The organism is Streptomyces sp. NPDC007991 (assembly GCF_042958445.1).
In the GTDB taxonomy this organism is placed as follows: Bacteria; Actinomycetota; Actinomycetes; order Streptomycetales; family Streptomycetaceae; genus Streptomyces.
The window spans coordinates 324,666-348,409 of record NZ_JBIBJD010000001.1 but is presented as its reverse complement, the minus strand read 5'-3'; the positions used below and the strand labels follow the sequence as shown (position 1 = coordinate 348,409).

The following is a 23,744-nucleotide window of genomic DNA, read 5'->3' as shown; positions in this document are numbered from 1 at the left end:
CACTGATCACTCCCGATCACGCCGGCGCGCCGACGAGGCCGCCAACTCGGCCAGTGCCGCGCCCAGTTCGTCCTTCAGTTCCGGGTCGTCGTCGACGGACACCACGGCGTCGAACAGGTCCCACAGTGCCTCCGGATTCCGCCGGGCGAGCCCGCCGAGGATGTTGACGACGTCGGTGCGCGCCCTGCTGTGACGGCGCAGTACGGCTGTGACACGCGGGTTCAGCGCGGCGACGACCGTCTGCCGCTCGTCGGGGTCGTGCATCAGGGAGTACGCGAGGAGGGCCTCCACCGCCCGCTGCAAGGCCGCGAGGGGACGCGAGCCGGCGGGCGGTCCCGCGGGGGGCAGGGTCTCGGTGCGGTCGGGGCCCTGGAGCCGGATCTCGGGATGCTGAAGAGTACGGCCCTCTTCCCTGAGGGCCGCGATGCGCGCTCGAACGGCCGGAAACAGTTCCTCCGGATCGGGCGGTGCGGGCAGAACGGCCGCCCGGTCGGCCAGCAGACCCAGCAGGACGTCGGAGAACAGGCCGGTGGCGCGGACGGGGTCGTTCGCCGCGACCCTGCCCCGGCCGGCCGCGCGCAGCACGGTCTGCCGGTGCGCGTGGTTGGGCCGGCCCACCGGCAGGGCGTCGGCGGGCAGCGCCTCCTGGAAGGCCAGGTCCTGCTCGAAGGTCTCGCAGGCGTCCACGATCCACATCTGCTCACGCAGACCCGGCACGGCGTCGCCCGCGTACCGGGCGAGCGCGCTGTCCAGGTCGATGCCCACCTTGTCGGCGACACCCGCGTCCGCGCAGAACAGCCGGAGCCGCCCGGCCCGGTCCAGCACACCGTGCCCGCCCCACCACACCCACAGCATGTCGCCCTGCTGCGGGGACAGTTCACGCACGAGGACCCGGCGCAGCGTCGCCTGGTCCGCGCGCCCGTAGGGGACTTGCGGGTCGTAGGGGGACAACGGACTCAGGTGCAGCCGCAGTTGCGGCTCGGGGACCCCGGCGTCCCGCAGCAGCCGCCAGAAGCGTACGGCGTCCCGGGCGGGGCCGGGCAGCCGCCAGGCGTCCCCGGCCTCGTACGCCTCGATCCCGACGACGAGGGCGTGCACCCGGGCGGGGTCGACGGACGGCACCGGCCCGGTCACGGCAGGCGGTCCACGATGTGGCGGTACACGGCGGGGTTCGTCCAGTAGGCGCTGTGCGCGGCGGGGAACGGCTGGCCGCTGTCGACGGCGACATCGGTGACGCGGCCCGGGAAGAGTTCCGCCCCGAGATAACCGAGCAGATCGCGAGGGTCGTACAGGTTCAGCCAGGCGGGGACGTACGACGGCAGGGGCGCGGGGTGTTCGAGGGTCGGCAGGGAGCCCGACTCGTAGAGGAAGGGCCCCTGGGAGCCGGCCGTCACCAGGAGGCCGACCTGCGGCAGCGGGGCGGAGATCAGCGTGTCGAGGGCGATGATGCCGCCGAGACTGTGGCCGACCACGGCGACGGGCGGTTCCAGGCCGGCGACGAGGGCGCGCAGGCCGTCGCGGAAGGCCGCGCCCCGGCTCAGATAGCGCAGGATGTCACCGGCGGCGGGGTGGGCGGCCTCGGTGAGGGCCCGCCGGCGGCGCTCGACGGCCCGTGCGGCCATGGCTCCGGCCGACCGCAGCAGGCAGGAGCGCAGGCCTCGCTCGGTACCCCGGGGTGGTGCGCCGAGCGCCTCGGCGATCCGGTCGGTGACCGCGTCACGGGTCTGCCCGACCGGGACGAGCGGGGAGTCGGCGTCGAGGGCGTCGGCGATCAGGCGGGCGGTCAGGCAGCGGGCGGCGAGAACGGCGAGATCCGCCGGGTCGAGGGCGTCGGCGGCGGGGCCGAGCAGGGGGTGGGTGGCCAGGTCGGTGGCGGCGCGGGCCAGCCCGGGACCCACCTCGGCTCCTGGTGCGTCGCCCCGGGCGGCGAGTGCGGTGAGCAGCGCCCGTATGCGCTGCTCCGGCGGTACGGTACCGGGCGGGCGTTCGGCGGCCGGGCCGGACCGGGCGGCGGCCAGGGCCAGTTCGGCGTACGGGTCGGCGTAGAGAGCGGCCCAGGCCGCGGCCGTTTCGTCGCCCGGGTCCGGTCCCGGGCCGTCGCCGGGACCGCGCGTCGTACCGGACCGGGGCGGCAGGCTCGCCCCGCCGGCCACGAGTCTGGCACCGTGTGCCGCTCCCCAGTCGTAGGACACGATGCGCACCCCCGCACGCTGTGCGGCCAGTCCGGCCGTCACCCGCCCCACCAGCGCGGACAGGCCCGGTTCACGAACACCGGTCCCATGAACGAAGACGACCGCCGTCATACGCCCCCCCCCGTGACATGACTGCCCTTGGATACCGGTGGTCACATGGGCATGGGCGCGATGTCGCACTCGATACGGCGCCGCTGGCGGGCGGCCTGGAGCCAGGGGTGGTCGTTGCGCAGCACCGCGGCCAGGCCCTCCACGGCCTTGCGCTGGAGCACGTCCGCCTCGTCGGCCCGCCCGAGGCCCCGCAGATCGAGGGCGAGGTTGGAGGTGCACGAGAGGGTGAGCGGATGGTCCCCGCCCGCCACCTCGGCCAGCAGCGGCAGGTTGGCGGAGTCGATCGCGTGCGCCCGCTCGAAGTCGAGCCGGGCGTACGCGGTGTTGGCGCGGCTGATGCCTACGGTGAGGGTGATGACATGGTGCGCTCCGACCGTGTCGCCGAGCCGGCGCACGACGTCGTCCTCCAGCTCCTGCGCGGTGTCCAGGGCACCCAGGGCCCGCTCGGTGGCGGCCAGGTTCGCCCTGGTCGCCAGCGTGTGCGCGTGATCCGGTCCGAGGCGCCGCACCAGCCTGGCCACGGTGGACTCCGCGATGCGCCGGGAACCCTCCAGGTCCCCGGACAGACGCCGGTCGACACAGACGTTGGTCGCCGTGGTCAGCGAGTCGAGGTGCTCGTCGCCGTAGCGGGACTTGAAGTTGAGCAGGGTCTCCTCGGCGAGCTTGGCGCCCTCGGCGAGGTCTCCGTCCCGGCGGCGGCAGACCGCGAGGTCGCGGGCGATGCGCAAGGTCAGGGGGTGCTTCTCGCCGAGCGCGGTGAACGCCCGGCGGAAGACGTCCTCCTGCCATTCGCGCGCCTTGGGGTACTGGCCCGCCTCGCGCAGGTCGATGGCGACGCAGTGCAGGGTGTTGAGCGTGAAGAAGCTGGAGTCGCCCAGCAGCATGTCGCGCTGGCGGGCGGTCTCCTCGTCCAGCGGCAGCGCCTCCCTGAACTCCCCGCACAGTCTCAGGTCGACGCCCCAGCTGTGGCTGCCCCGCAACGTGGCCGGGTCCTCGGGGCCGAACAGTGAACGGGCCAGTTCGGTGGCCTCCTTGCCGAGGTCCCGCGCTTCCTGGAACCGGCCCTGGTACCGGTGGGCGTCGGACATCTCGCACAGGGAGTCGATCAGTTCCTCCGGCTCGACCTGCACGCGGCGGGAGACCTCCAGCGCCTTCTCGGTGAGCGGGATCGACTCGGCGATCTGGCCCACCTGGCGCAGCAGGAACGCGAAGCCCTTGGTCATGCGGATGACGTAGATGTCCTCCTCGCCGGAGGCGGCGAGCCAGGCGCTCCACGCCTGCCGGCCGAAGGCCGCGGCGCCCTCGTGGTCGCCCCAGTAGTAGAGGAACCACATCGTGTCGTAGACCAGGTCGCGCACATAGGGGTCGGTGCTGGTCACGGCCTGGGAGGCGAGGACGTGGGGCAGCAGCGCCTGGTAGTCGCGCCACTCCTGGGAGGATCCGTAGGGGCCTCGATTGGCGGCGGACAGCAGCTGGTGGGCGGCGTCCCGCATCCTCTCGCGTTCCTCTTCGCTGAGCTTGGCGAGGAGCACGGTCTGGAGCAGGCGGTGCATCTGCAGGGTGCCCGCGCGGGGGTCGACCTTGATCAGGGAGAACTGGCTGAGGTCGCGGATGGCCCGGTTCAGCTTGATCGGCTCGCGCAGCATCGGGTCGATCTCCGGCGTGATGTTGACGCCCCGGCTGCTGCGCAGGATCGACCTCGGGATCGGTTCGGGAGCCATGCTGGCGCAGATGTCGAGAAGCTGACGGGCGCCCGGATTGTTCTCCCTGATCCGCTCCAGGGAGATGTCCCAGGCGGCGGCGACGGAGACCGGGTAGTCGGGGCTCTGCTCGATCTCGAGGATCTCCGGGCTGCGCTGCGCGAGCAGTTCGAGGTACTCGTCGACCTCCATGCCGGTCACACCCAGCCAGGCGCCCGCCTGCTCCACGGCCAGCGGCAGGTCGCCGAGCGCCTCGGCGAGCCGGTCGGCGTCGTCCCGGGGCAGGTCCTGGGCGCGCTTCTGGAGCAGTTCGATGGACTCGTCGCGCTCGAAGACGTTCACCGGCAGCGAGGTGGCCACCCGTTCCCAGCCGCGGTTCCGGGAGGTGACGATGACCTTGCCCGGCCCGTTGTGCGGGAAGTAGCCGCGCACCGCCTCGATGTCCTCGGCGTTGTCGAAGACCAGCAGCCAGTTGTCGTACGGCGTCCCCGTGCGCAGCGCCTCCAGGACGGCGGGCACGGCGGTGTTGGCCGCGGCGGCGCCCAGGCTGTCCTGGCCGGCCGGGGCGACGCCCAGCTGGGAGGCGAGGGAGGACAGCGCCGCCAGGATGAGGCTCTCGCGTTCGGCGGGGATCCAGCAGATGATCCGGTAGTCGCGCTGGTGGGTGTAGATGTACTCCAGCGCCAGCTGGGACTTGCCGACGCCGCCGAGGCCGTGCAGGGCGTTGGGCAGCACGGCCGCGGTGTCCTGGGCGGCGAGCTGCTCCTCCACGGCCCTCAGCAGCGCCTGACGGCCGACGAACGAGGTGTTGCGCATGGGCACGTTCACCAGTAGGGCCGGCGTCGCGGTCGTGGTGCGCTGCATGAGCGGCTCTGCCTCCGGGGTCTGTTGTGGGTGGGTGCCGGCCGTCGGAGACGGCGCGGATTCTCCGGTCGGATCGGACTCGGCCGATTCCGGGTTGATGTCGGTTGGGCTGGATGGAGTCGCTTCGTCCGGATTATTCACCTGTGGGGGTGGATGGGCAGACGCGCTGTTCTCCACCTGTTCCGCCGCGGCGGCGGGCGGGTTCCGGGACAGATTCGGTTCGATGCGCCGGGCCCGCTCGGAGTAGGGCCCCGACAGGGCTCGCATCACGGCCAGTTCGCTGCGCGCCCAGCCGCGGTCGGCGGGGTCGGGCAGCCGGGTCCGCTGCGGGTCGTGCAGGGCGGCGCGCAGGGCGACGCCCCGCTCCCCCGCGGCGGGCAGCTCGCCCACCACGCTGACCGTCTGGGCGAGTTGGCTGCGCGTGGTGGTCGCGAGCAGCGCCTCCCGGACGCCCTCGGCGAACTCGGGGCGCCCCTCCTCTCCACCCTCCCAGTCGATCAGCCCGCCCATGAGGATCTCGGCGAGGTGATCGGGGCCGGTCTCCGGCATGACACGGCGCCGCAGCTGCTCGACGAGGTCGAAGTCGAAGGGGACGGCGGCGAGTTGGGTGGCAAGCCGGCGGGCGGAGGGGGTGGCGAGGCTGAAGAAGCGCCGTACGGCGGCCGTGGCGGCGCGCGGGAGGCGCGGGGCGCGCAGCCCGGGAGCGGGCGCGCCCTTGCTCAGGGCGCCCGCCAGCACCACGGGCAGTGAACGCCGCACGCCGCGCCCACCGGTGACCAGATCGGACCAGGCGGCGAGGGAGGCGGGCTTCAGGGAGAGCACCGGGACGGCGACGGAGCCGTCGCCCGCTTCGGGCAGGGGCCGCATCGGGTCGGGGCCGCCGGGCGGCGCCCAGTGCCCGAGGCTGCCGTTGGGGGCTCCGAACCCGCCGGCCTCCAGGACGGCCGGGTAGGGGTAGAGCGAGGAGCGGTGGCGCAGATGCGGCGGCAGCAGATGGACGAGGGCGGTGGGGCCGGCGTGGGCGAGGCGGCCGAGGAGCTGGTCGGCGGCGGTGGCGGCCCAGCCGTGGGCGAGTCCGTCGGTGACGACGAGGAAGATCCGGCTGCCCCGGCCGTCGAGCAGTTCGGCGGGGTCGGCGACGGTCCGTCCCGTGGACCAGCGCAGGGTGGCGGTGCCGGTGCGCGGCACGTTCACCCGGAGCGTGCGCACGCTGCGGAAGGCACCGCTGTGCTCGGCCGCGTGGGCCAGGCGCGCGGCGCTCTCCTCCCAGATCCGCATCGTGGGCGCGTCGTCGAGCAGCAGCACCAGGTCGAAGGCGGAGACCCGGGCGGGCCGCAGGAACGGCATCCACAGCCCGTCGGCAAGGCCCTGTTCGGCGGTGGTCTCCTCGTCCAGCTCCAGGTTGTCACGGGAGGGGATGCGGCGGGCCAGATGGTGCAGGGCGCGTGCGAGCAGGGCCGTGACGCGGCCGGGGCCGGACGGGTCGGGTCCGGCCTGGGGCAGCAGCGGCGGCCCGAGGCGCAGGGTGAAACGGCCTTCGGGGTGGGGTAACAAGCGGCTCACGGGCCGGGCGACGGACCGGTCGGCGGAAGGGACCGGCGCGTCGGGGGCGTGGCTCGCCGGCGGCGGCTGGGAAGGGAGGGCGTCGCCGGCCGCGGACGGACCGGGGAGTGCGTCGCCGGCCGCGGGCAGCCTGAGGTCTGTGCCGTCCGCCGGTGGCCGGTCCGGTCGTCCGGCGTCGGTGTCGGTGTCCTGGGGGAGTGCGTCCTGCGGGATTGTGTCCTGTGGGCTCGCGTCCTGTGCCGCCTGGGCCGGCGCCTGCGGGGGCGCGCTGCCGGGGCCTGCGTACCTGCTCCAGTGCGCGGCGAGCCACACCGCGTCGGCGAACTCCTGCCAGCGCGGGACGAAGTGATCGGGAGCGGCGACCCGGTCTCCGCGCTCGCTCGCACGCGCGAGCGGCTCGGGGGACACCGAAGGAGGCGGCGACGATCCCGATGCGGGATCCCCGTCGCCCGGTCCGGATGCGCGCTCCCGGGTCATCAGCGGCCCTTCGCGAGGTCGCGGAGCAGCATTTCGACGAGCTTACGCCCGTCACCGTCCGCCTGAAAACCACCCGCGGTAGTCATCTGGACAGCGTTGAGCAACTGGTCGAGGGAGTGGACACCGCCCGCCTGGATCCGCTGAACGAACAGGTCGACGAGGTCTTCGGTGCCTCGCGGCCGGAGCCCCAAGTGCCCTTCCACCATGGCCAGTAGTTGCTCCCGGGTGGGTGTGTGCATCTCCATGGGCAGGCAGCGGCGGCGGAAGGCGGCGGGGAATTCCCGCTCCCCGTTGCTGGTGATCACCACGACCGGGAACTCCCGGCACTCGACCCGCCCGCCGTGCACCACGGCCCGGCCTCCCGGGTCGCTGGTGTGCACGCTCGCGGTGTCGGCGGCGTCGCGCACCAGCTCCGGAACCTCATAACTTCCATTCTCCAGAACGTGCAACAGGTCGTTCGGCAGGTCGATGTCGCTCTTGTCGAGTTCGTCGACGAGAAGCACCCGGGGCCGTTCGTAGGGCAGCAAGGCGGTTCCCAGGGGCCCCAGTGTAATGAACTCGCCTATAACCGGCGCAAGTTGACGATCTTTTGACAGCGGAGTGTGGTTGACGGTCTGTTCGCCGTCTTCGAACACCGGCTGCGTCCGGTCCGCGTCGCGCAGGCCCGCCTGCCAGGCGGCGATGGCCTGGGCACGGCCCATGGCGTCGTGGACGTACAAGCCGTCGCGCAGGGTGGTCCGGCTCACGATGTTCCATTCCAGCACCCGGCCGAGCCCCAGCTCACGCGAGATCAGGTAGGCGAGCGTCGACTTGCCGACGCCGGGAGGGCCGGTGATCAGCAGCGGGCGGCGCAGCAGCAGGGCGGCGTTGACCGTGTCTATCTGCTCCTCGTCGAGCTGGGGTGTGAGACCGCCGGACCCCAGGCGGCGCAGCTCGGCCTCGGCGTCGTCCGGGGGCGGGGTCTCGACCGGGCCGCCGCGGAACCTCCGCCAGGGCGGCGGGTCCGGCAGCACGGGCGGGGCGTCCCGCGGGCCCCCGGTGGCGTGGAACACCCGCCAGTCCTCCGCTGCCGTCCGTTCCTGTGCGCTCATGCCGAAGCCTCCTAGGTCAGCTGGCGAGATCGCCGGGGTCGGTGGCCTGGATGTCGACGACTCGGGTGGGGTCGTCCCACAGGAATCCGACGTTCCGGGCCAGGTACTGGACCGCGTCCTCCGCGCCACTCTCGGCGTTCCTGCGCATGCGGTGAATGACGGAAGGAAGCTGCACGGGCATCGTGACGGCCGCGAACACCGCGGTCACGACTTCGCGCCGCTCCTCCATGAACACACCTCTGCGGTCCCAGACGGCCAGCCCGATCCCCTCCGCGATCGCCGCTTTGAGTGCCTCCAGGGCGGGCGCCCCGGTCGGCGCGTCCAACAGCACTGCCGTACTTCTCGATTCCCCGGCGAGCGCGATCTGCCACGCGCGCAGCCGCCGGGCGTCCGCTTCTCTCCAGGCGTGCACCGTGATCCCATGCTGCTTCAGAGCCGCCCAACGCCGCTTCCACTGCTGCCGGACCACGGCGTTGTCCGTACGCATGCGTTCGAGACTGCGTAGATGGACCCCGTACCGCAGGCCGAGCGGAGTGGGCTCACCGTCACCGATGGCGAACGTCAACCCGGCCACATCGTGGTTCAGCAGATCGTACGGAAGGATGAACTCTATGTACGCAGGCGGCTCCTGGAGTCCGCTCCGGTCCGGTTCGCGGGGCACCAGCCAGAGCCGGGTGCCGCTCTGGAGCGCCTCGTCCACCGCTTCGCCGAGGCCGTCCAGGGGGATCGTGTCAGGCTCTCCGGGGCGTGGGTCCCACCGGCCCGGGGTCGCGTTCGTCCAGGTCCGCACGACCACGTCCGTGCTGCCGTCCCGGGCCGGCTCGACGGCGACGACGAGGGTGCGGGGGATGTCGGGCGACCACGCCACCGCGGCGCGTCTCTCCCGGCGTCCGGCCAACTCGGCGGTCAGTCCCTCGCGTCCGGCCCAGTCGTCGGCCCAGGCGGTCAGCGCGAGGCGGTGGTCGAGGGTCCGGGCGAGGCGGGCCGCGTGATCGAGGAGGACGACGGCGGGCGGCAGGCCGTCGTCCTGTGCGTTCCATTCGAGAAGGTGCGCGAAGAGCTGTTCGGGGGTGAGCCCGTCGGGGAGGTCGACGCCGACGAGTTCCTCGGCCAGACCGTCCCGTAACCGCGCGGCGGGCAGGTCGCCGCGGGTGAGCGCGACGCGGGCGCTCTTCTCGTCCTCCTTGGACAGCGGTCCGGGCAGGGCGGGGACGGGGGCGATCAGCCGTGCGAGTTCGTCTCCGGCGGGGGCGCCTTCGAGGATGCGGACCACTCCGACAAGTACGTGTTCCCCGCCCGCCGCACTCAGCGCGGCGGTCACCAGAGTCGCCACGTCCTCACGGAGCCTGACGCCGCGTATGTCCACCTGCCGGCCGAGCTGGCCTCCCAGCAGACTGGCGAACTGCACCCGGCTCGGCGCGTCCTCCACGCAGCCCAGCTCGCTGAGGACCTCGGTGAGCTGTAACAGCAGCTCGAAAGGCGGCTGATGCCCGCCATCGCCACCGGGCTCGCCGGCGGCCGCACCTGTCCGCACCGACTTTCCCCCTGAGTCGGTTCACCTGCCTGACCGACCAGCGAAGTTAGCACGGCAACCAACGGTTAACCAGGGACGGTTGGGACCGGGCTCACGACTTCCGGCCAGGTTCGCGCCAGGGTGGCGCACCCTGGCCGGAAGTCGGCTCCGCGGGTCACAGCCTCGGGTCCACCGGCTCCGACTCCAGCGCCAGCACCCCGAACACCGCCTCGTGCACCCGCCACAGCGGCTCGCCCCCGGCCAGCCGGTCCAGGGCCTCCAGACCGAGCGCGTACTCGCGGATCGCGAGGGACCGCTTGTGGTTGAGGAACCGCGAGCGCAGGCGGGCCAGGTTCTCCGGGCGCGTGTACTCGGGGCCGTAGATGATCCGCAGGTACTCGCGGCCCCGGCACTTGATGCCGGGCTGCACCAGGCGGCCCTGGTCGTCGCGCACGAGCGCGCCGACCGGTTTGACGACCATGCCCTCGCCGCCGCGGCCGGTCATCTCCAGCCACCAGTCGACACCGGCCCGGACGGACTCCGGGTCGGCGGTGTCGACGTAGAGCCGCCGGGTGGTCTGGAGCAGGCCGCTGCCGTCGTGTTCGACGAGCCGGTCGAGCAGGGCGAGCTGCTCGTCGTGCGGCAGTCCTGCGAGGCTGCGGCCCTGGACCGCGAGGATCTGGAACGGTGCCAGACGGACGCCGTCCAGGCCGTTTGTGGTCCAGCAGTAGCGGCGGTAGGCCTCGGTGAAGGCGGCGGCGTCGGCGGACCGTTCGCGGGTGCGGGACAGCAGTCCGGTCACGTCGACGCCCCGTGCCGCCGCGCCCTCCAGCGCGGCCAGCGCGCCGGGGAGCACCGCGCCGGACGCGGCGCCCACGGCGGCGTACTGCGACCGCAGCAGCCCGGACGCCTTCAGCGACCAGGGCATCAGCTCGGCGTCCAGCAGCAGCCAGTCGGTCTCGAGGTGGTCCCAGAGGCCGGCTTCGCCGATCGCCGTGCGCACCCGGTCGAGGATCTCCTCGGTGAGGGCGTCGTCGTCGAGGAACGGGCGGCCGGTGCGGGTGTAGAGGGAACCGGTGGGGCCTGTCCCACTCCCGGCTTCGCTCGAGCGGGAGGTGCCCCCACCTCCGAACCGCTTGCGGGCCGTCTCCGCGTCCCGGCACACCAGGGCCACCGCCCTGGACCCCATGTGCTTCTCCTCGCACACGACCCGGGCGACACCGTCCCGCGCGTACTGGGCGAAGGCCTCGGCCGGGTGCTCCAGGTAGCCGTCTTCGTGCGAGGTCGCGGTCGGGGCCATCGTCGGCGGGAGGTACGGCAGCAGCCGCGGGTCCACCGCGAAGCGGCTCATGACCTCCAGGGCCGCAGCCGCGTTCTCCTCCCGGATCGAGATCCGGCCCTGGTACCGGGTCTCCACGACCCGGCGGCCCCGTACGTCCGCCAGGTCCAGTGGGCGGCCGTCCTGCCCGCCGGGGGCCTCGGAGCGCAGCGGCCTCGCCGGCTCGTACCAGACCCGCTCGGCGGGGACGTCGACCAGCTCGCGCTCCGGCCAGCGCAGCGCGGTGAGCTTGCCGCCGAAGACGGCGCCGGTGTCCAGGCAGATGGTGTTGTTGAGCCAGGTGGCCTCCGGGACCGGAGTGTGGCCGTAGACGACGGCCGCCCGGCCCCGGTACTCCTCCGCCCACGGGTAGCGCACCGGCAGGCCGAACTCGTCGGTCTCCCCGGTGGTGTCGCCGTACAGGGCGTGGCTGCGGACCCGGCCGGAGGTGCGGCCGTGGTACCTCTCGGGCAGTCCGGCGTGGCAGACGACCAGCCGGCCGCCGTCGAGGACGTAGTGGCTGACGAGGCCGTCGATGAACTTCCGTACCTCGGCGGCGAACTCCTCGCTCTCGCCCGCCATCTGCTCGATGGTCTCGGCCAGGCCGTGGGTGTGCTGCACCTTGCGGCCCTTGAGGTAACGGCCGTACTTGTTCTCGTGGTTGCCGGGCACGCACAGGGCGTTGCCCGACTTCACCATGGCCATCACGCGGCGCAGCACGCCGGGGCTGTCGGGACCCCGGTCGACCAGGTCGCCGACGAAGACGGCGGTCCGGCCCTCGGGGTGGACGCCGTCGGTGTAGCCCAGCTTGCCGAGCAGCGAATCCAGTTCGGCGGAGCAGCCGTGGATGTCGCCGATGATGTCGAAGGGGCCGGTGAGGTGGGTCAGGTCGTTGAAGCGCTTCTCGGTGACGACGGTGGCGGTCTCGACGTCCTCGACGCCGCGCAGGACGTGCACCTTGCGGAAGCCCTCGCGCTCCAGGTGCCTGAGGGAGCGGCGCAGTTCACGGGTGTGGCGCTGGATGACCCTGCGGGGCATGTCCGCGCGGTCGGTGCGGGCCGCGTTGCGCTCGGCGCACACGTCCTCGGGGACGTCGAGCACGATGGCTATCGGCAGCACGTCGTACCGCCTGGCCAGCTCGACCAGCTGACGGCGGGCGTCGGGCTGCACGCTGGTCGCGTCCACGACGGTGCGGCGGCCGGCGGCGAGGCGCTTGCCCGCGATGTAGTGCAGGACGTCGAAGGCGTCCTTGGTGGCGCTCTGGTCGTTCTCGTCGTCCGAGACGAGACCGCGGCAGAAGTCGGACGAGATGATCTCGGTCGGCTTGAAGTGCCTGCGGGCGAACGCGGACTTGCCGGAGCCGGAGGCGCCGACGAGGACCACCAGGGAGAGGTCGGTGACGGGCAGGACGCGCCCCTCGCGTACGTCGGTCATGCCGCCTTCGCCTCCTTCGGGGTGGTCAGGGTGAACACGGCCATCTGGGTGGGCGGCCCCACCTCCGGGTCGTCCGGGCCGACGGGTATGAACTCGGCCTCGTATCCGTGCCGTTCGGCGACCGCCCGCGCCCAGGCCCGGAACTCGGCCCGGGTCCACTCGAAGCGGTGGTCGCCGTGCCGGACGTGGCCGGCCGGGAGGCTCTCCCAGCGCACGTTGTACTCGACGTTCGGGGTCGTCACGAGGACGGTCCTGGGCCGTGCGGCGCCGAACACGGCGTACTCCAGCGCGGGCAGCCGGGGCAGGTCGAGGTGCTCGATCACCTCGCTGAGCACGGCGGCGTCGTACCCCTTGAGCCGTTTGTCGGTGTAGGCGAGCGAGCCCTGGAGGAGCTTGACGCGCGCGGCCTGCCGCTCCCCCATGCGGTCCAGCTTCAGCCGCCGGGAGGCGATGGTGAGCGCGCGCATCGACACGTCCATACCCACGATCTCCGTGAACGCCGGGTCCTTGAGCAGCGCCTGCACCAACTGGCCCTGGCCGCAGCCGAGATCGAGCACCCGGGCGGCCCCGGACGCCTTGAGCGCGGCCGTGATCGCCTCCCGGCGCTGTACGGCCAGCGGGGTCGGCCGCTCCTCGGTCTCGGTCTCCGCCTCGACCGCGTTGTCGATCTCCTCGACCGCGCTGTCGTCCGCCTCGGCCAGCCGCACCAGCTCCAGCCGCTCCGTCGCCTGCCGGGTCAGCGACCAGCGGCGCGAGAGGAAGCGGCTGGTGATCAGCTTCTGCTCCGGGTGGCCGGGCAGCCAGCCCTCGCCGGCGCGCAGCAGCTTGTCGACCTCGTCGGAGGAGACCCAGTAGTGCTTGGCGTCGTCCAGGACCGGGAGCAGGACGTAGAGGTGGCGCAGTGCCTCGGCGAGGGTGCGGTCCGCGGACTCCAGTTCGAGCCGGACGTAGCGCGAGTCGCCCCACTGCGGGAACGCGGTGTCCAGCGGCACGGGCTCGGCCGTGACCGTCCAGCCCAGCGGCTCGAAGAGCCGTCGTACCAGTGCGGGGCCGCCCCGGGCGGGCAGCGCCGGCACCTCGATGCGCAACGGCCGGGGTGCGGCGGGCAGTTCGGGCCGGGCGTTGCAGACGCCCTTCATCGCGCTGGAGAACACGCCGCTCAGTGCCACGGCGAGGAGGGAGGAGGCGGCGTACGGGCGGTCGTTGACGTACTGCGCGAGTGCCGCGTCCGGGGCGCCGCCCCGGCCCTTGCCCTTGCCCCGCCGGACCAGGGCCACCGCGTCGACCTCCAGCAGCAGCGCCGCCGTGCAACGCTGGTCGTCGGCCTCGGGGTAGAGGACGTGGGCCGTGCCGTAGGAGGTGGAGAACGCCTGCGCCTTCTCGGGATGCTTGTGCAGCAGGAAGCCGAGTTCGGTGGCGGGGTGCTCCGGGGTGCCGGTGGTCGTGATGGTCAGAAACACGGTGGGTCGACCTTTGATCAGTGGTCTGAACTGCGGATACGCCCCACCGTACAGAGCCGGCACCGACGGCACCCCAAAATTTTCGCTAGCCTCCCGGTCGACCGGGCGTTCGAGGGGATTCGGAAGGGCGCCCACGCAAAGATGCGGAGGCCTCACGTGACAGACGCCGGGACCAGTGCGGGACACATCGACACCGGCAAACCCCACTCGGCACGCATGTACGACTACTACCTCGGCGGGAAGGACAACTACCCGGTCGACGCGGAGGCGGCGGAGCAGGTGATATCCCTCTTCCCCGCCGCGAGGGAACTGGCGCGGACCAACCGTCTGTTCATGCACCGCGCCTCCCGGCTGCTGGCCGGGCGGGGCGTCCGGCAGTTCCTCGACATCGGAACCGGCATTCCGACCGAGCCGAACCTCCACCAGATCGTCCAGGAGACCGTCCCGCAGGCCCGGGTGGTGTACGCGGACAACGATCCGATCGTCCTGCGGCACGCCCAGGCCCTGCTGCACAGCACGCCGGAGGGAAAGACCGCCTACGTCCACGGCGACGTACGGGAACCGGGGAAGATCATCGCGGCGGCCCGGGACACCCTCGACTTCACCCAGCCCATCGCGCTGTCCCTCGTGGCCCTGCTGCACCTGGTGGGGGACGAGGACGAGCCCGCCCGGATCGTCCGCGAACTTGTCGAACCCCTGCCGTCCGGAAGCTACTTGACGCTCTCGCACGCCACGGGCGACTTCGACCCGGAGACCTGGGAGCGGGTCGTCGAGGTGTACCGCAAGGGCGGCACGGCGGCGCAGGTGCGCTCCCACGCCGAGTTCTCGGCGTTCTTCACGGGACTTGAGCTGGTGGAGCCGGGGGTGGTGCTGGCCGCGCGGTGGCATCCGGAACTCGGTGAACCGGGCGGGGGCGAGGAGATGCCTCTGTACGTGGCGGTCGGCCGCAAGCCCTGACGGGCGGGGCAGGCCGTGACGGACGGCTGTCCTGCGGATCGCGCTCCACGCCGGATCCGCCGGACGGCCGTCCTGCTCTCCTGCCGTACCAGTCCTACGACAGCTGCGACTGCACCTGCGAGGAGATCAGCTCCAGGTGGTCGAGGTCGTCCAGGTCGAGGATCTGGAGGTAGATGCGGCTCGCTCCGACCTCGGCGTAGCGGCCGATCTTGTCGACGACCTCGGCCGGGGAGCCGGCCAGGCCGTTGACCTTCAGCTCGTCGGCCTCTCGGCCGATCGCGGCAGCCCGGCGGGCGACCTCCTGGTCGTCCCGGCCGACGCACACGACGAGGGCGTTGGAGTAGGTCAGGTCGTCGCCCTTGCGGCCGGCCTCCTCGGCGGCGGCGCGCACCCGGCCGAACTGGCGCTCGCTGTCCTCGACGGAGGCGAACGGCATGTTGAACTCGTCGGCGTACCTGGCGGCCAGCCGCGGGGTGCGGGTCGGGCCGTGGCCGCCGACGAGCACGGGGATCTTCTCCTGCGCGGGCTTGGGCAGCGCGGGAGAGTCCGTGAGGTCGTAGTAGGTGCCGTGGAAGTCGTAGGTCTTGCCGAGATCCGTCGACCACAGGCCGGTGACGATCTCCAGCTGTTCCTCGAGGCGGGCGAACTTCTCCTTGGGGAACGGGATGCCGTAGGCCTTGTGCTCCTCCTCGAACCAGCCCGCGCCGAGGCCGAGTTCGACCCGGCCGCCGGACATCTGGTCGACCTGCGCGACCTGGATGGCGAGCACGCCGGGGAGGCGGAAGGTGCCGGCGGTCATCAGGGTGCCGAGCCGGATGCGCTTGGTCTCGCGGGCGAGTCCGGCCAGCGTGATCCAGGCGTCGGTGGGGCCGGGCAGGCCGTCCACGGAGCCCATGCGGAGATAGTGGTCGGAACGGAAAAATGCGTCGAAGCCGAGCTCTTCGGTGGCCTTGGCCACGGTGAGCAGAGTGTCGTAGGTGGCCCCCTGCTGGGGCTCGGTGAAGATGCGAAGGTCCATGCTTCCCATCCTGCACGCCGGGCCGCGGGACGCCGCGATCGGACCCCCGTCGCGCACGGTCCCCGGTCGGGTGAAATTACGTCCATACCGCGGGTCCCGCGTGACCGGGCCAGTGACCGGCCCCGTTGATGATCGTTGGCTCGGGCGGAGCCGGAGCCCCCGGCTTCCACGCCGGCCGGTGAGGGCCGGTGAGTCATCCGCGTCGGCCTCCCCGGGGGCCAGGGGCCGAGGAGGCCGTCATGTCCGAAGAGACCGTGCCGCAGCAGGGCGGGACCGGGCAGCCGAAAGGGCTGTTGCAGCAGATGGAGGAGCTGATGGCGGCGTTGAACGCGGATCTGTCGGCGCTGGACGCGGATCTCCAGGCGGCGGGGGACGCCGACCGGAGGTCGGGCGAGGAGAAGCAGGTCGGCTGAGCTCCGCTCCGGCGGGGCGGCCGAAGCCGGTATGCGGCGGCGCCGGGCCGGTCTGCGGGGACCGAAGCCGGTGCGTGGCGGCCGAAGCCGGTCTCTGGCAGCCGAGTCGGCCTACGTGGCCGGGGCCGGTACGTGATGGCCGGGCGGGCGGGAGCGGCCGAAGCCGGTCTCCGGTAGCCGAGGCCGGCCCGCAGTGGCCGAAGCCAGCTCTGACAGCCGGAGGCGCTCTACGGTGGCCGGGACCGGTCCGTGGTAGCCAGGGCCGGTACATGGCGGCCAGGCCGGTCCGCGGCGGCCGGGAAGGGTCCGTGGTGGCCAGGCCGGTCCGTGGTGGCCAGACCCACCCGCGGTGGCCGGACCGGTCCGTGGTGGCCGGGACCGGTCCGCGGTGGCCGGGACCGGTCCGTGGTAGCCAGGGCCGGTACATGGCGGCCAGGCCGGTCCGCGGCGGCCGGGACCGGCCCGTGGTGTCCAGGGCCGGTACATGATGGCCAGGGCCGGTCCCCGGTGGCCAGGCCGGGCCGTCGTAGCCGCAGACGGTCCATGGCGGCCGAAGTCGGGGTCTCGTAGCCGGAGGCAGTCTCCGGCAGTCCGAGGCGGTTCGCGGTGGTTGCTATCCCGCCTCCTTCTCCGGTAACACCTGTTCCCGGTCCGCGAGTCTGCGGAGCATTTCCAGGACGCGGTCCCGGGACTCGTCCGCCGCGTCGATGGCCTCCATGCACTGCCAGTACGTGCCCTCGTCGTCCGCGGCGCAGGCGAGGCCCACGAGGGCGATGCCGACCTCGCCGAGGAGGCCGCCGAGGTACATCAGGGTGTGGCGGGCGTCGCCCAGCTCCGTGAGCTGGCCCGCCCGCAGCTCACCGGGGGCCAGTTCGGGCGGGTCGAGGACACCGCAGCCACGGCCCGCCAGCTCCGTCAACCCCAGGGCCTCGCCGCGCAGTTCGGGCGGCCCGGCGACCGCGAGGCGGCTTCCTATCGCCTGTGCGAGGGCCTGTGCCTGCCACACCTCGGCCAGGATCCCCGGCACGTCGCCGCCCGCGGCCAGGGACCGCCTGCTCGTCACGATGAGCCGCACCGCGTCCATGCGCTGCCCCGTCCTGTCCGACGCGCTCCGCGCGTCCGTCCGCCCGAACTCCCTTGTTCACTACCCAGAGTGAAGGGGCGTGAGACAAAAAGCCAGAGGAAGACGGAAATCTGCGGACAACAATTCAGAATCGGGCCGCTTTTTGATTACGCAGAGTACAAGTGGACTGTGCGGCTCCGTGGCATGGGCTGTGTGACTCCTAGATCGGGAACCTCCGTTCGTTCCGGTCGATCTTCGCGTCCAGCGCGGCCAGCGGGTCGATGCCGAGCACCTCGCACAGCTGGAGCAGATACGCGAGCACGTCGGCGACCTCGTCCGTGACCCGGTGCGCGGTGTCCGGATCGGTCATGACCCGGGCCGACTCCTCCGGCGTCAGCCACTGGAAGATCTCGACCAGTTCGGACGCCTCCACGCTGAGCGCGGCGACCAGGTTCTTGGGGGTGTGGTAGAGCTGCCAGTTCCGCGCGGCCGCGAACTCGGCCAGCCGGCGTTGCAGTTCGGCCACGTCGAGAGGTTCTGTCACGGCTTCAGGTGTACCACTGTGGCCCCGTCGGTCCCGGCGGCCCAGGACGCGTCGCTCACCGCGCCGACCAGCCGGATGTGCCCCCGCTCGCACATCCGGACCGCGAGCCGCAGCAGTTCCTCTCGCTGCCGTACGTCCAGGTTCCGGTCGAAGCCGTCGGCGAGGACGGTGAGCGTCTGGAGTGCGGCGGGCACCTCGCTGACCGGGTCGACCTCCAGCACCCCGGGGCCGGTGAGCAGCACCAACCCCAGGGCGATGTACCGCAGTTCGCCGTCCCCGAGCCGTCGCAGCCCGGTCCGGACGCCGTCGCCCCGGTCGAGCACCGCCCGCGTCGTGCCGTTGTCCAGCTGTTCGGCGAGCACGTCCGCCACCGGCCCCGCGCAGCCGGCCCGTACGGCGGCGACGAACTGCGTGTGCCGGTGTCCGCACTCGGCGCGCGTGCGCGACAGGACATCGGCGAGGTTGCCGCAGTCGCGCAGCAGCCGCCCGGAGCCCGCCGGCACGGGGCGGCGCATCCGGCCGGGGTCGGGATCGCAGGCGAAGGCGGAGCGCAGGGCGACGACCAGTTGCTCGGCGGCGGCCAGCACCCTGCGCTGCCCGGGCGTCCGGCCGGCCACGCGCAGGGGCAGCAGGGCGGTCCCGAGCCGGTCGTCCGGCAGCGGCCCACGGGTCACCGGCGTCGGCCCGGCCGTGTGCCAGGCGGCCTGCACGGCCCGCTTCCCGGGGTCGCGCAGGGCGGTCTCCAGCAGCACCAGTCCGCCGGCCGTCAACCGCTCCCCCACGACACGCAGCTGAGGCTCGGCCTGCACGGCGATATCGAGCCGGACCGGGCCGGCGGGCCCGTCGGCCGTGCAGCCGATACGGAAGCCGCGGCGGCGTTGCGCGTCGGGCCGGGCCCGCTCCGGCACACAGGCGACGGGGTCCGCGAACGCCTCACCGAGCACCGCGCCTGCCCCGAGCCGGGCGAGCGCCTCGTACGCCCGCAGCGCACTGGACTTGCCGCAGCCGCTGGGACCGGCGAGGAGGGTGAGCGGCCCGAGCGGGAGTGCGGCGCGGCGGTGCCCGGCGAAGGCGGACAGCCGCAGTTCGGTGATGCGCGGCCGAACGAGGGGGGCGGGAGGAGTGGGCGGCAGGGCAGCGGGGGGCTGGGTCATGTCCGGACCGTAGGACTCCGTCCGCGGGACGAACCGTTCCGTCTCCCGCCGCTTCCTACGATCGGGCGACCCGGCCCTCGATGGGCATCACACCCCGGGAACGCCGACCCCCTCCATCAGCCCCGTCACCTCGGTCCCCGCCGGTGTCAGCAGGAACACGTTGCGGTCCACCCGGTGCATTCCGCTGGCCAGACCGAAGACGACACCGGTGCTGAAGTCGAGGACGCGCTTGGCGACCTCCGTCTCCGCGCCGGTCAGGTCGAGCAGCACCGGCACGCCCGCCATCAGGGTCTCGGCGACGTCACGGGCGTCGGCGAAGACGTTGACCCGCAACACGACGAAGCGGCGTCGCGCCTCGGTCTCGGCCTCGGGTATGGACCGGTTGCCGACGGAGGACGGCCAGGCGTCCCGGCCCCGCAGCGGCACGACCTGGGCGAGCCCCTCCCACTGTTCGTCGGTGACATCGTGGCTGTTCACCGGCATGCTCCGTCCTGGCTCGCGCTGGCTGTCTCCATCGGCCAATTCTTGCGCACGGTCACCCGTTCGGCCCAACTGCGACACGCTCCGCCACCTCGATGCACCTCACAACGGCCGGAAGACGGCTGTGTGACGGGCGTAACTCCTCATGATCAAGCGATGTGACACCTGCGTAACGGGGCGTTCGTACCGTCGACGGCATGACCACGACCCCCCGGCCGCAGCAGAAGACGCAAGCGGTGCGCACCGTCTGCTCGTACTGCGGGGTGGGCTGCGGTCTCGTGCTCGACGTCGGCATGGGCCCGGACGGGCGGCGCACGGTCCTGAAGGCGTCCGGCGACAAGGCGCACCCGGCGAACGCGGGCCGGCTGTGCACCAAGGGCGCGACCACCGCCGACCTGCTCGCCGCGCCCGGGCGGCTCACCACGGCGCTGGTCCGGGACGACCGGGGCGAGGAGCCGGTGCCCTCGCCCGTCGCCGACGCGATCGCCGAGACCGCCGCGCGGCTACGGGCGATCGTCGACACGCACGGGCCGGACGCGGTCGCCTTCTATGTGTCCGGGCAGATGAGCCTGGAGGCGCAGTACCTGGCGAACAAGCTGGCCAAGGGGTTCGTGGGGACGAACGCGATCGAGTCGAACTCGCGGCTGTGCATGGCCAGCGCGGGCACCGGCTACAAACTGTCGCTGGGCGCGGACGGGCCGCCCGGCTCGTACGAGGACTTCGATCAGGCGGACGTCTTCCTCGTCATCGGCTCGAACATGGCCGACTGCCATCCGATCCTCTTCCTGCGGATGATGGAGCGGGTCAAGGCGGGCGCCAGGCTGATCGTCGTCGATCCGCGGCGGACCGCCACCGCCGCCAAGGCCGATCTGTTCCTCCAGATCCGGCCGGGGACCGACCTCGCGCTGCTGAACGGCCTGCTGCACCTGCTGCACGAGGACGGGCACACCGACCCGGAGTTCGTCGCGGCCTACACCGAAGGCTGGGAGGACCTGCCCGGGTTCCTCGCCGACTACGCCCCGGCGGCGGTCGCCGAGATCACCGGGCTCGCCGAGGACGACATCCGCCGGGCCGCGACACTGATCGGCGAGGCCGGCCGGCGGTGGATGAGCTGCTGGACGATGGGTCTCAACCAGTCCACGCACGGCACCTGGAACACCAACGCCCTGGTCAACCTGCATCTGGCGACGGGCGCCATCTGCCGTCCGGGCGCCGGGCCGTTCTCCCTCACCGGCCAGCCCAACGCCATGGGTGGGCGCGAGATGGGCTACATGGGCCCGGGGCTGCCGGGGCAGCGGTCGGTGCTCGTGGCCGAGGAGCGGGCGTTCACCGAGGAGGTGTGGGAGCTGCCGCCGGGGACCCTGCGGGCAGACGGGGCCGGGCAGGGCACCGTCGAGATGTTCCGGAAGATGGCCGACGGGGAGATCAAGGCCTGCTGGATCATCTGCACCAACCCCGTCGCCTCGGTCGCCAACCGGCGTACGGTCATCGAGGGTCTGGAGGCCGCCGAGTTCGTCGTCACGCAGGACGTGTTCACGGACACCGAGACGAACGCGTACGCCGATGTCGTCCTGCCCGGCGCGATGTGGACCGAGGCGGAGGGCGTCTTCGTCAACAGCGAGCGCAACCTCACCCTGACCCGGGCCGCCGCGGACCCGCCCGGGGAGGCGATGGCCGACTGGCGGATCATCGCGGAGGTCGCGTGCGCGATGGGGTACGAGAAGGGGTTCTCGTACGACAGCGCCGAGCAGGTCTTCGAGGAGATCCGGCGGTTCCACAACCCGAAGACGCAGTGGGACCTGCGCGGTGTCTCCTACGAGCGGCTGCGCAGGACGCCCGTGCAGTGGCCGGCGGCGCGGGAGGACGGGCCGGAGCGCAATCCCGTCCGGTACGTGGGTGACGACGGGCTGCGGTTCCCGACGGCGAGCGGCCGTGCCGTCTTCTTCGCCCGGCCGCATCTGCCCGCCGCCGAGATGCCGGACGACGACTATCCCTTCGTGCTCAACACCGGGCGGGTGCAGCACCAGTGGCACACGCTCACCAAGACCGGGAAGGTCGCCAAGCTCAACAAGCTGAACCCGGGGCCGTTCGTGGAGCTCCACCCGCGGGACGCGGACGCGCTCGGGGTCGCGGAGGGCGATCTGGTCGAGGTCGCCTCGCGGCGCGGGCGGGCGGTGCTGCCGGCGGTGGTGACGGACCGGGTGCGGCCGGGCTGCTGTTTCGCGCCCTTCCACTGGAACGACCTGTTCGGCGAGTACCTGAGCATCAACGCGGTGACGAGCGACGCGGTGGATCCGCTGTCGTTCCAGCCGGAGTTCAAGGTGTGCGCGGCGTCGCTGGCGAAGGTGGCGGCACCCGTGCGGGAGGCTTCCGTGCGGGAGGCGGCGAGCGCCGTACGCGAGGAACCGGCCGGGGCTCTGACGCCGACGACCGTCACTCCCGCCGGGACCGACCCCTTCGGGCTCCAGCCGTCCCCTCCCCCGGTGCTGTCCGCGCAGGAACGCCAGTACCTCACCGGCTTCCTCGCCGGGCTCGGCTCGGGCGCCCCCGGCGTTCCGGTGCTCCCGCCCGACGCGCCCTTCACCCCCGAGCACGCCCTGTGGGTCAACGGGGTCCTCGCCGGCATGTACTCGCGCTCGGCACCACCGGCCGCCCCCGCGCGGGAGCCGGCCGGCCGTGAGGTCGTGGTGCTGTGGGCCTCGCAGACGGGGAACGCCGAGGAGTTCGCCGCCGCCACCGCCGAGCGGCTGACCGCGACCGGGCACCGTACGAGCCTCGTCGGCATGGACGAGGCGGACGTCGTCACGCTCGCCCGCACGGCGGACCTGCTCTTCATCACCAGTACCTTCGGTGACGGTGACGCGCCCGACAACGGCACCGGCTTCTGGGACACGCTCTCCGGCGAACAGGCCCCGCGGCTGGAGGGGGTGCGGTACGCCGTACTCGCCTTCGGCGACTCCTCCTACGACGACTTCTGCGGGCACGGGCGCCGGCTGGACGCGCGCCTCGACGAGCTGGGCGGGGTGCGGCTGGCCCCGCGTACGGACTGCGAGCCGGACTACGGGAGCTCCGCCGGGGCGTGGCTCGACCAGGTGCTCTCGGCACTGGGCGGTCCGGACACCGCGCCGGCCGGCTCCCCGGTCTCAGGGCCCGAACCCGAAGCGAAGCCCGGACCGCGAGCGAAGCCCGAGCCGAAGCCGAAGCCCGCCGCCGCGGTCGCCCGGCTCGTCGGCAACCGGCTGCTCAGCGGGCCGGGCGCGGGCAAGGAGGTCCGGCGGTTCACCTTCGACACCAGCGGGACGGACCTGGCGTACGAGGCCGGGGACGCGCTGGGCGTGCGGCCGGTCAACGCGCCCGCCCTCGTGGCGGAGTGGCTGGCGGTGACCGGGCTGGACGCCGGGGCGGCCGTCGAGGTGGCCGGGGTGGGCGAGGTGCCGTTCGCCGAGGCGCTGGGCCGGCACCTGGACATCACGAAGATCACTCCCGATTTCCTGCGGTTCGTCGCCGAACGCGCCCGGGACAAGCACGAGTTGCGCAGGCTGCTGCGGCCCGACAACAAGGACGGGCTGGCCCAGTGGTGCTGGGGGCGGCAGGCCGTGGACGTGATCGCCGAGTACGCGGTGCGGGCGGGCGCCGAGGAGTGGGCCGGGGTGCTGCGCAGGCTCCAGCCGCGGCTGTACTCCATATCGTCCAGCCCGCTGGTCGATCCCCACCAGGTGTCGCTGACGGTGTCCGTGGTGCGGTACGAGAACCTGCGGGGGCGTCGGCGCGGCGGGGTGTGTTCGCCGTTCCTCGCCGACGCCGGGGCGGACACCGAGGTGCCGGTGTTCGTACAGCGCTCGCCGCACTTCCGGCCCCCGGCCGACGCGTCGACCCCGATGGTCATGGTCGGCCCCGGCACCGGCGTCGCGCCGTTCATCGGTTTCCTCCAGGAGCGGCGGGCCCTCGGGCACCGGGCCCCCAACTGGCTGTTCTTCGGCGAGCAGCACCGCGCGACGGACTTCTACTACGAGGACGAGCTGACGGCCCTGCTCGACGAGGGCACCCTGAGCCGTCTGGACACGGCCTTCTCCCGCGACCAGCGCAACAAGGTGTACGTGCAGGACCGGATGCGCGAGCACGGGCCGGAGCTGTGGCACTGGCTGCGCGACGGCGCCCGCTTCTACGTCTGCGGCGACGCCTCCCGCATGGCCAAGGACGTGGACCGGGCCCTGCGGGACATCGCGGTGGCCCACGGCGGGCTGAGCGAGGCGGAGGCCGCCGTGTACGTGAAACAACTCGCGGCGGACAAGCGGTACGTACGGGACGTGTACTGAGCGGGCGGCGCTCCCCGGGCTCTCCCTGCGGTCCTTACCCGCCTCACACCCGCCTCTTCACCGCCGCCCGGGCCCC

The 23,744-nt window shown here is 72.7% G+C and carries 15 protein-coding genes; 3 read left to right on the top strand and 12 right to left on the bottom strand.

Going from position 1 to position 23,744, the window contains the following annotated elements:
- Positions 1-6: 6 nt before the first annotated feature.
- The 7 genes from ACFZDA_RS01460 to ACFZDA_RS01430 form a co-directional block, all read right to left on the bottom strand.
- Complete coding sequence (locus ACFZDA_RS01460) at positions 7-1,134, bottom strand: caspase family protein (protein WP_391073149.1); 1,128 nt, start codon at positions 1,132-1,134, stop codon at positions 7-9.
- On the bottom strand, positions 1,131-2,303 hold the full coding sequence (locus ACFZDA_RS01455; protein WP_391073146.1) for a hypothetical protein: 1,173 nt from the start codon (positions 2,301-2,303) through the stop codon (positions 1,131-1,133). Before ACFZDA_RS01455 ends, ACFZDA_RS01460 begins: the two co-directional genes overlap by 4 nt.
- Positions 2,304-2,344: 41 nt before the next feature.
- Positions 2,345-6,907, bottom strand: a complete 4,563-nt coding sequence (gene fxsT / locus ACFZDA_RS01450; protein ID WP_391073143.1) for an FxSxx-COOH system tetratricopeptide repeat protein — start codon at positions 6,905-6,907, stop codon at positions 2,345-2,347.
- Positions 6,907-7,998, bottom strand: a complete 1,092-nt coding sequence (locus ACFZDA_RS01445; RefSeq protein WP_391073140.1) for an AAA family ATPase — start codon at positions 7,996-7,998, stop codon at positions 6,907-6,909. The genes fxsT and ACFZDA_RS01445 overlap by 1 nt, the downstream gene beginning before the upstream one ends.
- Positions 7,999-8,014: 16 nt before the next feature.
- Positions 8,015-9,532 (bottom strand): hypothetical protein, encoded by a 1,518-nt coding sequence (locus ACFZDA_RS01440; protein ID WP_391073137.1) that lies wholly within the window; start codon positions 9,530-9,532, stop codon positions 8,015-8,017.
- A gap of 154 nt (positions 9,533-9,686) precedes the next feature.
- A complete protein-coding gene (locus ACFZDA_RS01435) occupies positions 9,687-12,263 on the bottom strand; it encodes a polynucleotide kinase-phosphatase (RefSeq protein ID WP_391073135.1) in 2,577 nt (858 codons plus the stop codon).
- Complete coding sequence (locus tag ACFZDA_RS01430; RefSeq protein ID WP_391073132.1) at positions 12,260-13,723, bottom strand: 3' terminal RNA ribose 2'-O-methyltransferase Hen1; 1,464 nt, start codon at positions 13,721-13,723, stop codon at positions 12,260-12,262. Before ACFZDA_RS01430 ends, ACFZDA_RS01435 begins: the two co-directional genes overlap by 4 nt.
- Positions 13,724-13,879: 156 nt before the next feature.
- Here ACFZDA_RS01430 and ACFZDA_RS01425 point away from each other — a divergent pair, with 156 nt between their 5' ends.
- Entirely contained in the window at positions 13,880-14,680 is an 801-nt protein-coding gene (locus ACFZDA_RS01425) for an SAM-dependent methyltransferase (protein ID WP_391073129.1), read from the top strand.
- Between the two features lie 94 nt (positions 14,681-14,774).
- Here ACFZDA_RS01425 and ACFZDA_RS01420 read toward each other — a convergent pair whose 3' ends face one another.
- Positions 14,775-15,698, bottom strand: a complete 924-nt coding sequence (locus ACFZDA_RS01420; protein WP_391073126.1) for a TIGR03560 family F420-dependent LLM class oxidoreductase — start codon at positions 15,696-15,698, stop codon at positions 14,775-14,777.
- A 239-nt stretch (positions 15,699-15,937) separates the two neighbouring features.
- Between ACFZDA_RS01420 and ACFZDA_RS01415 the strand changes: the two genes are divergently transcribed.
- Positions 15,938-16,111, top strand: a complete 174-nt coding sequence (locus ACFZDA_RS01415; RefSeq protein ID WP_391073123.1) for a hypothetical protein — start codon at positions 15,938-15,940, stop codon at positions 16,109-16,111.
- Between the two features lie 613 nt (positions 16,112-16,724).
- Here the strand turns inward: ACFZDA_RS01415 and ACFZDA_RS01410 are convergent.
- From ACFZDA_RS01410 to ACFZDA_RS01395, 4 genes are all read right to left on the bottom strand, one after another.
- Entirely contained in the window at positions 16,725-17,195 is a 471-nt protein-coding gene (locus tag ACFZDA_RS01410) for a DUF6099 family protein (protein ID WP_391073120.1), read from the bottom strand.
- Between the two features lie 199 nt (positions 17,196-17,394).
- Positions 17,395-17,718, bottom strand: coding sequence for a MazG-like family protein (locus ACFZDA_RS01405; protein WP_391073118.1), 324 nt, complete (start codon positions 17,716-17,718; stop codon positions 17,395-17,397).
- Positions 17,715-18,872, bottom strand: coding sequence for an AAA family ATPase (locus tag ACFZDA_RS01400; protein WP_391073115.1), 1,158 nt, complete (start codon positions 18,870-18,872; stop codon positions 17,715-17,717). The genes ACFZDA_RS01405 and ACFZDA_RS01400 overlap by 4 nt, the downstream gene beginning before the upstream one ends.
- A gap of 87 nt (positions 18,873-18,959) precedes the next feature.
- On the bottom strand, positions 18,960-19,355 hold the full coding sequence (locus ACFZDA_RS01395; protein ID WP_391073112.1) for a cell division protein SepF: 396 nt from the start codon (positions 19,353-19,355) through the stop codon (positions 18,960-18,962).
- Between the two features lie 194 nt (positions 19,356-19,549).
- Here ACFZDA_RS01395 and ACFZDA_RS01390 point away from each other — a divergent pair, with 194 nt between their 5' ends.
- Complete coding sequence (locus ACFZDA_RS01390; protein ID WP_391073110.1) at positions 19,550-23,668, top strand: molybdopterin-dependent oxidoreductase; 4,119 nt, start codon at positions 19,550-19,552, stop codon at positions 23,666-23,668.
- Positions 23,669-23,744 lie beyond the last annotated feature (76 nt).